The sequence below is a fragment of the Rodentibacter rarus genome (genome assembly GCF_001998965.1).
GTDB classification, from domain to species: domain Bacteria; phylum Pseudomonadota; class Gammaproteobacteria; order Enterobacterales; family Pasteurellaceae; genus Rodentibacter; species Rodentibacter rarus.
The window spans coordinates 19059-29450 of sequence record NZ_MLHJ01000045.1; the positions used below are offsets into that span (position 1 = coordinate 19059).

At 39.2% G+C, this 10392-nt stretch carries 5 protein-coding genes; 3 read left to right on the plus strand and 2 right to left on the minus strand.

Features of this window, described 5'->3' with window-relative positions; genetic code table 11:
• Positions 1-160: 160 nt before the first annotated feature.
• The 3 genes from BKK50_RS05630 to BKK50_RS05640 all read left to right on the plus strand — a co-directional run bounded on the left by BKK50_RS05630 (position 161) and on the right by BKK50_RS05640 (position 8485).
• Positions 161-4429 (plus strand): two-partner secretion domain-containing protein, encoded by a 4269-nt coding sequence (locus BKK50_RS05630; protein WP_077416155.1) that lies wholly within the window; start codon positions 161-163, stop codon positions 4427-4429.
• A gap of 415 nt (positions 4430-4844) precedes the next feature.
• Complete coding sequence (locus BKK50_RS05635; protein ID WP_077416157.1) at positions 4845-6278, plus strand: alanine/glycine:cation symporter family protein; 1434 nt, start codon at positions 4845-4847, stop codon at positions 6276-6278.
• A gap of 899 nt (positions 6279-7177) precedes the next feature.
• Positions 7178-8485 carry a nucleobase:cation symporter-2 family protein gene (locus BKK50_RS05640; RefSeq protein WP_077416159.1) on the plus strand — a complete coding sequence of 436 codons (1308 nt, stop codon included), beginning with the start codon at positions 7178-7180 and terminating at the stop codon, positions 8483-8485.
• A gap of 37 nt (positions 8486-8522) precedes the next feature.
• Here BKK50_RS05640 and BKK50_RS05645 read toward each other — a convergent pair whose 3' ends face one another.
• Positions 8523-8987 carry a threonine/serine exporter family protein gene (locus BKK50_RS05645; RefSeq protein ID WP_077416161.1) on the minus strand — a complete coding sequence of 155 codons (465 nt, stop codon included), beginning with the start codon at positions 8985-8987 and terminating at the stop codon, positions 8523-8525.
• 1 nt (position 8988) lies between these two features.
• A complete protein-coding gene (locus BKK50_RS05650) occupies positions 8989-9759 on the minus strand; it encodes a threonine/serine exporter family protein (protein WP_077416163.1) in 771 nt (256 codons plus the stop codon).
• Between the last annotated feature and the right edge of the window lie 633 nt (positions 9760-10392).

Consider the following 10392-nt stretch of genomic DNA (forward strand, 5'->3'; position numbering starts at 1 on the left):
TAAAAAAGTCATCGGATATTTAATCATTGACGCTTAGAATATCTATCACGCCAAATATATATTATGTTTTATCAATAAATGAGCAAAACAGACATTGGCAAAATAGGTGGTAAACGGTCTGTTTACCGGCTTAATCTTTATTCTTTTTGGATTTCTATCTATGAAAAAATTTTCTCTTTCTAAAATCGCAATAGCTTTATCATTTTGTTATGCAACACAATTTAGCTATGCGGATATTCAAACCTCAAACAGCAATACGCAAGTTACTCGTCAAAAAGGTGTAGAAATAGTGAATATTGCTACGCCAAGTCAATCAGGCTTATCTCATAACCAATATAATAAATTTAATGTAGATAAAGCGGGGGCTGTACTCAACAACGGATTGCAAACCAGCCAAACACAGCTTGCCGGAGAGGTTGATAAAAACCCTAATTTACGCACACAAGCGGCTACGATCATTTTAAATGAAGTCGTCAGTCGCAATCCTTCCTATATTGCGGGTAAACAAGAAATTGCAGGTCAGGCTGCCGATTACGTATTAGCGAATCCAAATGGAATTAGTGTTGATGGCGGTGGTTTTATTAATACTCCTAGAGCATCCCTTGTGGTGGGAAAAGCAACGGTTGAAAGTGGTAAATTAACAGGCTACCAAGTTGATAGTGAAAGTAGTCTAACAACAAAAGGTACCATAGCAGGGGCACCAAATGTGGATCTTATTGCTCCTAAAGTAAATATTGCCGGTAAGATTCAATCGGATAATGGGAATATTAATATTGTACAAGGTCGTAATAAAATTGAACGTGCTGATGATGGGCAATTAACGATTAATGTATTACCGCAGCAAGAAAAAGTGTTAGATGGTAAAGTAGCCGGTAGTATCCAAGCAGGGCGTATTCGTATTCATTCAACGGATGAACGAGCCAATTTAGCGATAACAGGAAGTAACTTGGAAGCAAAACAAGTTGTTGTCACAGCAGGTAATGCAAGATTAGACGGTGTTGTAACCAATAAAAATCTTGGGACGGTTAAAGAAATTCAAGCTCCTGATAAATTTGTTGGGAGTCGCACTTCGAATAAAGATACCGAGCATTTTACTAAAACAAATGTGAAAGCGGATTCAGTCATTGTGGTAGCGTCAGGTAATTTGGATCTCTCCGGTGCGAATATTCAAGCAAAAGACACGGTATTAGTCGGAGGAAAAACACATTTAGGTGCACAAAAAACGAATAAAAGAGAGCTAATTGCGGATAGTCGCACCAGACGAAATGAAAAAGTGACAGAAACTTCCTTTAGTGTAACTGAAACAACACATAGTACATCTATTACCGCAGATAATCTTAAGGTTATTGCACGAAATGGTCAGTTAACCGGTGATGCCGTGCAAATAGACGCTAAGAATGTCGCTTTACATGGTGAGAACGGAATTTTATTTAAGGGGGTAAAAGAACTGAATCACTATGATGATTTTGTTGAATTTAAGAATCTTTCACCAAAACACAAAACAGGACGTAGCCATCAGAGTGCAAATGCTCAAAAATATACGGCGAGTAAAATAAATGTTGAAGGTGATTTGGTTGTATCAAGTGCTTCGGATGTTAAGTTTGCAGGAACCATTGGGCAAGTTGATGGCGACTTTGTTATTGCAAATGGTGGAAAACTCCAATTTAATACAGAGGAAGTAGTCAATGACCATCAAGTTGATGATAAAGAAAAATATTGGGGAGGACTTGCCGGGTCAAAAACATTAGCTTCAACACGGAACGACAGAGAACAGCATGGTGCGGATTTCACCGTCAAAGGTGCAATCCTTTTAGACTCCAAAAAAGGCGTGAGTATTTCGGGAAGTCGAGTGATTTCCGGTAAAGATGCACTTGTAAAAGCCAATGACGGAAATCTCGTTTTAGATTCAGTATCGAATGTTAGTAGTTATGAAGAAAAAGGACGTAAAGGGACTATTTTTGATATTACCAAAGAGCGTACCAAAGGTTACAAACTTGTCTATACGAAGAAAGGTGCTGAGCTAGAGTCTAAGTCAAATTTGCAGCTCGTGACTGATAAAAATGTCAATATTCTTGGTAGCCGAGTCCAAGCCGGGGGGGCGCTTGATATTGTAGCCGGCGAAAGAATTAATATTAGAGGTAGCCAAAATTACCTCACTCAAAGCCATACTCAGTCAGGTATTGGTTTTACCACTAAAGTTGAGAAACCAACATTATCTATTGATAAAGACGGCTTAGCAAAATCTTCTATTGATTTATTATCCGATGTCATTGCAGGCAAAGTGAAGCGTGATGAATTGGCGAAAAATCTGGCAGATAATGTAAAAGATAATCTGAAGTTTAAAGGTGAAGCTAGCGCAACGTTCGGTTTTTATAAGCATTCTAAATTGCAAGAGGAACATACTTATAATCCGTCACAAGTGAGTGGCGCTAGCACAAGCTTAAATGCAAATAGTGTAAATATTACAGGAAGTAAAGTAGAGGCAACAAAAGGCGATTTGAATATCAATGCCGATAATGTGAATACAAAAGCACACCATGATTTTTCTTATACGTCAAAAGTCAATACGGATTTTGGTATTACAAATACAGTCACTGTAACCGAGAGTAGCGTAACCAATAAAATATCATTGGGGCTTCAACACACGGATAAAGATAAAACTGTCACAACAGTAAAAGGAAGTCAGCTTTCTGCTGCGGGCGACTTAAATATCAATGCCAATCACAACATTGTGCATAAAGGATCACAGCTAAGTGCGGTCAAAAATATTTCTGAAAATGCGAAGAATATCAGCCATATTCCTGAATACAATACGGAAAGTGATAAGCAGAAAAACTTTGATTTAGGCTTAACCTTGACGACTTCAGTGGATAAAAATAAAGCGGTAAATGGCAGTCTTGTACTTGGTATTTCCGGTGGACGTGAAAGTAATTCGGCGAGCAATGCACAAAGTACCACGCTAACGGCAGGTAAAGATATTAATGTCAATACGACTCGTCTGACCGATGTTGGGACACAGTATCAAGGTGGTGGTAATGTTAACCTGAATTCAAAAGCGCATAACATTCAATCTGCACAAAATACCAAACAAAATGAGAAATTAACTGCCGGAGTGACGATTGGAGTGAGTGCGAGTACGAAAGATTTTGCAACAGCGAATGTTGGTATTAATGCCGGGATTCATTTCCAGAAAGATCAGAGTAGTTCGACAACCGCTCATAAAGCGAATGTGCAGGGTGACAATGTGAATATCACAACCGGCACATTGAACAGCCAAGCAGATATTGCAGCCAATAACAATGTCAATATCAATGCAGATAAAGCAAACTTTACACAATCGCAAAATACCAGTTCACATAAAGGTGGTGGTTTCACGCTAAATGTTGGTGTGGGGGCAATCGTGATTCCGGCAGCGAGTGCTGCAGTGCCATCCGTTGATGTGAGTTTCACAGCGAATGGACATAAAGGAAATCGTACTGATGCCGTTTTGCATAATGTTCAAGGTGGTAACGATGTGGGTATTCACGGTAAAGATGGGGTAAGCCTACAAGGTACAAATGTCAATGCGGGTAACAATGTTTCTATCACGGGTAATACAGTCAATGTACAACCGGGTAAAAGCCAAGTCCAAGATCTTAATGTTTCTGTGGGCGGTGGTGTCAGCGTTGGTGCGAATACCTCAAGTCTTAGTATTAACGGTAATGTGAATGTTCAACATGAAAATAGTAAAACTCATCAAGGAGTATCCATTAATGGTCAAAATGTGAACATTCAGGCGCAAAATGGAGTAAGCTTAACAGGTGTATCCTCAAATAGTACCAATCTTAATTTAGATGGTGGTAAAGGGGATGTTAGCTTGAATGCTGCGGTGAATAGTGTCAATAAAACCGGTGTAGATGTCGGATTATCGCTAAGTGGTGGTCTTGGTGATAATAAATGGACGCCGTCAAGTGGTTCCGGAAAATTAAATGTCGATGTTGTCCGTAATGAAACTCACACTACAACGGATTTGAATGCTCAGAATGCGACTATTTCAGGCAATAATGCCCAATTTAACGGTAGCAGTCTGAATGCACCAAATGTTACGAATAATCTAACAGGTAGTGTGACAACAACCTCAGTTACCGATAAAGTGAATGAAACCAGCGTGCATCTTTCTGCTAATGGTAGTGGTAAATTAGCACCGTACCCTGTGGATAAATGGGCAGAAAGCATTAAGAAAGATTGGGATAATGGGACTATTGCAGGCGTAAAAGCGGATGTCGATGTAAAAGTTGACGCACTCAATACTGAAACAGTGAAACAAGGCGGTATTAACCCACCGAAACCGCAAATTGTTAAAAACCAAGTAGTTAAAACAAATGTGAGTTTAACCACAAATCAAAAAGCACGTGTTTTAGAAATGATGAAGCAACGCAGACGTAGATAAGTCTATTCGTTAAAATACTAAACGATTTGCCGAAACCATTGCCGATAATTTGAAAGTAATGTGTTTTGGCAAATTTTTTCTAAAATAAACAAAGTCAGCTTTAACCTTTTCGATAACAATAAATTTTCAAAACTATGATGGAAACAATTTTTTATCAACTCAAATAAAGGTGAAGTTAACTATCCTAAACAAGTAATTTTCAACAGTGAATTGGCAAGAAGTGTTTCAATACTTTCCAGAGAACACTCCCTTATTGCTTTCATAATATGCTTTGTTTTTATCTAATAAATCAGCCTTTTATTGAATAAAATCTACTCAAATTTCATTTTTTTATATGTTTCATTGATAAATATCGTTTTTCCTCCTTTTTTTCCCTACAATTCCCTCTTATTTATTTTTAGTTGGGAGGAGCTTTATGGAACTGATTAACACCTTAGAACAACTATTAGTATGGATTGTTGATCATCTTGATGGACCAATATGGAATTTAACCATTGTGATTTTACTTGGCGTCGGTTTATTTTTCACCATTACAACGGGTTTTGTGCAGTTACGATTATTCCCGGCGAGTATGCGCGAGATGTGGTTCGGGCGGGCAGCAGAAGGCAGTTCTCTCACCCCTTTCCAAGCCTTTGCAACTGGGCTTGCTAGCCGAGTTGGGGTGGGGAATATTGGTGGTGTTGCTACCGCTATCGCCCTGGGTGGAGAAGGGGCGGTATTTTGGATGTGGATCACTGCTTTTATCGGTATGTCAAGTGCCTTTGCAGAGTCTACGCTCGCACAGCTATTTAAAATTCAAGATAAAGACGGATCGTTTCGTGGAGGGCCGGCTTATTATATGGTGCAGGGGCTGAAATCACGGGCTATGGCGATAGCTTTTGCTATTGCGCTCATTTTTACTTTTGGTTTTGCTTTCAATTCCGTACAGGCAAATTCTATTGTGGAAGCTACGCGCAATGCTTGGGATTGGCAAGGTGAATATGTCGGGATCGCCCTAGTGATTTTAACGGCCGCTATTATTTTCGGTGGGATTAAACGCATTGCGGTGATTTCCAGTAGCCTTGTGCCGATGATGGCATTGTTCTACCTCATTATGGCTGTGATTATTTTGGGAATGAACATTGAATTGGTGCCAACCGTGATCAATAACATCATCAAAAGTGCCTTTACCTTTGATGCCGCAGCAGGCGGTTTCTTCGGTGCTATGGTATCTAAAGCGATGATGATGGGGATTAAGCGAGGTTTGTTTTCCAATGAAGCCGGTATGGGATCTGCCCCTAATGCGGCAGCAGCGGCTCATGTTAAACACCCGGTTAGCCAAGGCTTAGTGCAAATGCTAGGCGTATTTGTCGATACCATGATGGTATGTACTTGTACGGCGATTGTGATTTTACTTTCAAATAATTATGGCGGTGAAGCACTTAAAAGTATTTCTCTTACACAGAATGCCTTGCAATATCATGTTGGTGAATTTGGGTTGCATTTCCTTGCCTTTATTTTATTGCTTTTTGCCTATTCTTCTATTATTGGTAACTATGCTTATGCAGAAAGTAATATCCGCTTTATTAAAAACAAACCTTGGTTTGTGCTGTTATTCCGTCTAACTGTGCTATTTTTCGTTTATTTTGGGGCGGTGCGTTCAGGTAATGTGGTGTGGAATTTCGCTGATACGGTAATGGCAGTGATGGCAATTCTTAATTTGGTGGCAATCATACTGCTTTCACCAATTGTATGGACATTATTGAAGGATTATCAACGTCAACTTAAAGCCGGAAAAACACCGGAATTTAAAATTGAAGATTATCCGGAATTAAAAAAACGCGTGTTTGAGCAACAAACTTGGAAATAACACAGTGATCTGCACCCCAAAGGTTAAACTAAACGGTAATTGACTAAGGTGCAGGCTTTTATAACTAAATACAACTCAATTCTTAAACACCAAGCTATCGAACGTTATCTAAAAACCACTCGCCAGAATTTAAATTTACCGCCATATAGGTCATCAAAAAAGCGCTATTTTCTATTGAATTAGCCTCGTTCCGTTTTTACTTCCTAAGTTCAGTGTCATTAACCGATGTGATGGAGTTTAAAGGTGTAGGGGGGGAAACTTTATTTATCACCGATTAAAGACTGGTTTAATGGAGAAATGATTACCTATAGTTTTGTATGCCAGACGTTCTCACGGGTAAAAGTGTGAAAATCTAAGCTTCGATGGTTATTCTAATGTGAATATATTGCGCTATCAGTAGAGGTTTAGACGTTCACCAACGCCGGTTCGACAATTATTTGATAATGGGTGAGCACAAATCCGCTTTTCCCTAAACCAAATCCAGTGACAATGCCATTGAGATATCAAACCGCTTTATCACTCTGTCAAAAACTGACGTCATCAGGGCATCCATCAAAGCGGAAAATGATACATTCGGGTCAAAACTTGATAATTGAAATTCCAATCCAAAGCTAGGAAAGTCCTTCGGTCAAATGAAAAAGAACGATATCAAAAGAGTATTTATCCTCTACATCAAGGGGGTAGCGGTAGTTGGATTGGGAGGTCATAAATAATCCTTTATTTAATACAAAATATCGCCGGTATAAGATAAATATGTTTATTTTGCATACAAATGTTACATCATATTGAAAATATCAGCATAATTTTAACCGCTCTTTCCTTCCAAAAAAGCAAACGTTTTCCTTTACAGTGCTTTAGCGTATAATTCGCCCTTTCTTTTTATACGTTAAGGAACAATAATGAATAATCAACTGCTTTATTCTGTTGAAGATAAACCGCCTTTTGGCTTGAGTTTATTGCTTGCCGCACAACATTTATTAGCGGCACTCGGAGGCATTATCGCTGTCCCCTTGGTGATCGGTAATGTTTTAAAACTCCCTACCGATGACACGATCACGTTAGTGAACGCTGCATTGTTAATTTCCGGCGTAGTAACGGTGATTCAATGTCGTGGCTTAGGTCCAATCGGTATTCGCTTACCCAGCGTGATGGGAACCAGTTTTACCTTTGTTGCCGCTGCCCTTGCCATTGGTTTTAGCGATTACGGTGTCTCAGGCATTTTAGGGGCTTCTTTAGTCGGGTCTTTGGTGATGATTATCGGCAGCTTTTTTATGCCTTATATTCGTAAGCTTTTCCCACCCGTTGTGACCGGAACAGTAGTGATGATGATTGGCTTGAGTTTAATTCCTGTTGCAGTAGATTGGTTTGCCGGTGGTCAACGTGGCGATGCGCAATATGCCACGCCGGAAAATTTGATGATGGCAAGTTTTGTGTTAGTTATCGTTGTCGCCTTGGTTCAATGGGGAAAAGGCATTTTCTCTGCGGCAGCCATTGTAATAGGGATGATGACCGGCTACCTCCTTTGCCTTATTTTAGGTTGGGTTAATTTTGATGGTGTGGCAAATGCCCAAACCTTTGCGATTCCTCAACCCCTTCACTTTGGACTTTCATTCCCCCTTTCAGGGATTATCGGGATGTCCATTGCTTATTTGGTCACCATTGTTGAATCTAGTGGTAATTTCCTAGCACTGGGGAATGCCACCCATACTGAAATTACCGGTAAACATTTACGAGGTGGCGTACTGGCTGATGGTTTAGGATCAGCATTAGCGGCGATTATGTCTACCACGCCTTTTTCTTCTTTTTCACAAAATATCGGTGTGATCTCATTAACCGGGGTCGCAAGCCGTCACGTAGTCGCATTAACCGGCGTGTTACTGGCATTAGCAGGATTATTTCCTGTGTTTGGCGCATTAATCGTTTCAATTCCCCTTCCAGTACTTGGTGGCGCAGGTTTAATGATGTTTGCAATGATTATAGCGGCAGGGATTCAGATGTTAGACAAAGTGGAACGTAGCAAACGCAACGGCTTAATTATTGCCATTTCTATCGGTTGTGGATTAGCGGTCACCACACGCCCGGAACTGCTTGATAAACTCCCGCACTTTTTCAAAGAGGTATTAGGCTCCGGCATTACAGTGGGTTCATTACTGGCATTGATATTGAACTTAATCCTGCCGGAAGATAAGGAAATCACAAAAGAATAGTAAGATAAAAAACACGCAATGATGCGTGTTTTTTGTTTTATACCACCGGTTTCTGACGATAAAAAATCAAGCCCGGCAAAGCAAGCCCAAAAACCAATGCCCCTAAAATAAAGGCAGTGTTAATAAATGAGCTGATCATTTGCTCCAAAAGTTCGTGGGAATAGCCGTAGTGATGAATTTGTACAATGGAAATCATCGCTTTATAAGCATAGACACCCGGAATCATCGGAATAATCGCAGCTACCGTAAAGGCTTTTGGATGCGCCAAATAACGGTGCGATAAATGCACACCGATAAAACCGATAACACAAGTGGCAAAAAAAGTTGCAAAGACAATCGGTACATTAATGTGTAAAAGTAATGTGCGTGTTACGTGCCCTAACGCTCCTAAAATGGCGCAATATTTTAATGCTTTAGGCGGTACATTAAATGCTAAGGCAAAACCCACCGCAGGAATAGCGGCAAAAAACATATCATCAAGTAAACTCAATAAAAACACCATCTTAATGACCCCATGTCGTGATATGCAACACACTCAATGCCAACACAATACCAAGACAAGCCCCAAAAGTCAGAACTGTCGCAATAGTCCAACGCCCTAACCCCATATTGACATAGCCTTTTAGAATATCAGCCAAGGAATTAATTAAGGGGAACCCCGGCACAAGCAATAACACACTGGATGCTAAAGCAATTTGTGGATCGTTTCCCCATTGATATTTCAAACTGATACCGGAAATGAGCGAGGCGACAAATGCCGTAATCGCAAAAACAATAAGCGGATTATAATGATGTTTGGATAATTCTTGCCGAACAAACATCGCCACCGCAGAGGCCAAAAAAGTCATCAGACAAATTAGCCAATCTCCTCCCGATAAATGGGCAAAAGAAGCACAAGATAATCCAATCATCAACACTACTAAAGCACGGTGATATTTTAAAGGATTTAAGTTATCCAGTTTCTTTTGTGCCATCTCCAAATTGTATAATCTATGCTCCACCAAAATCACAATATGCTGAACATCCGTCACTATTTGCATATTGATCCCTTTATCGGTATTTTTTCGTGCCGTAGTAATACAATGCCCATTAGAAATAGTTGTAATTACCACAGCATTTGCCGTCAGGGCACATTCAACACTTTCCATTCCAAGAGCAACCCCTAAACGTTGGGCCATCTGCACTACCACCGTACTTTCCGCCCCATGTTGTAACAACAACAGTGCCGTTTGCACACAAGCACGTGTGACCCCCCGTTGATATTCTTGTTCCATCGCATCCTCATACCTAAAATTAATTAGACGAATTATAGACGGCTTGATAAAAAACGGTGCAAAAACAAACCGCACTTATGATCCAAATCAAATTTTTAGAGATTTTTAAAAGACGATATTGAGTATCAACCATTGATAAAAATAAATTTTGCGAATGTTGATACAATCTGTAGAACAAACATACCTTGTAAGTAGATAAATTATCTATTTGGTTTCTTTATATTAAAGCTGTTTATTCATTAATTTAATAAAGTTTAAATACTATTTTCAATAAAGAGGTCTTATGAAAAAGAGAGTTACCAATAAGAAAGCCAACTCTCGATAGTGAATAAAAACTGCAATGGTATTTGTTGGCAGGATAATTATAAAAAAATTTAAACAATAAAAAATACAACCTGATATCGATATTATTTGTGATGTAAATATTCCTTGTTGGGATTAATAAATAAAGTCAAATTTAACATTTTTTTACAACAATATGGTGAAGAAATGAATTTATATCTTCCTTATTGGATCACTAAGATAGTAAAAAATGAAGAAATAATACTATTTAATTGGTCTAATAATTATAGTGTAAATGTTTTTGATAAATCGCATCCTGCTTATGAATTATTAAAGGGGCTGTACTAGATA

What these genes read in the sequence shown, in the direction of transcription:
- BKK50_RS05630 (WP_077416155.1), top strand. Translation starts at nt 161, where the DNA reads ATGAAAAAATTTTCTCTTTCTAAAATCGCAATAGCTTTATCATTTTGT.
- BKK50_RS05635 (WP_077416157.1), top strand. Translation starts at nt 4,845, where the DNA reads ATGGAACTGATTAACACCTTAGAACAACTATTAGTATGGATTGTTGAT.
- BKK50_RS05640 (WP_077416159.1), top strand. Translation starts at nt 7,178, where the DNA reads ATGAATAATCAACTGCTTTATTCTGTTGAAGATAAACCGCCTTTTGGC.
- BKK50_RS05645 (WP_077416161.1), bottom strand. Translation starts at nt 8,987, where the DNA reads ATGGTGTTTTTATTGAGTTTACTTGATGATATGTTTTTTGCCGCTATT.
- BKK50_RS05650 (WP_077416163.1), bottom strand. Translation starts at nt 9,759, where the DNA reads ATGGAACAAGAATATCAACGGGGGGTCACACGTGCTTGTGTGCAAACG.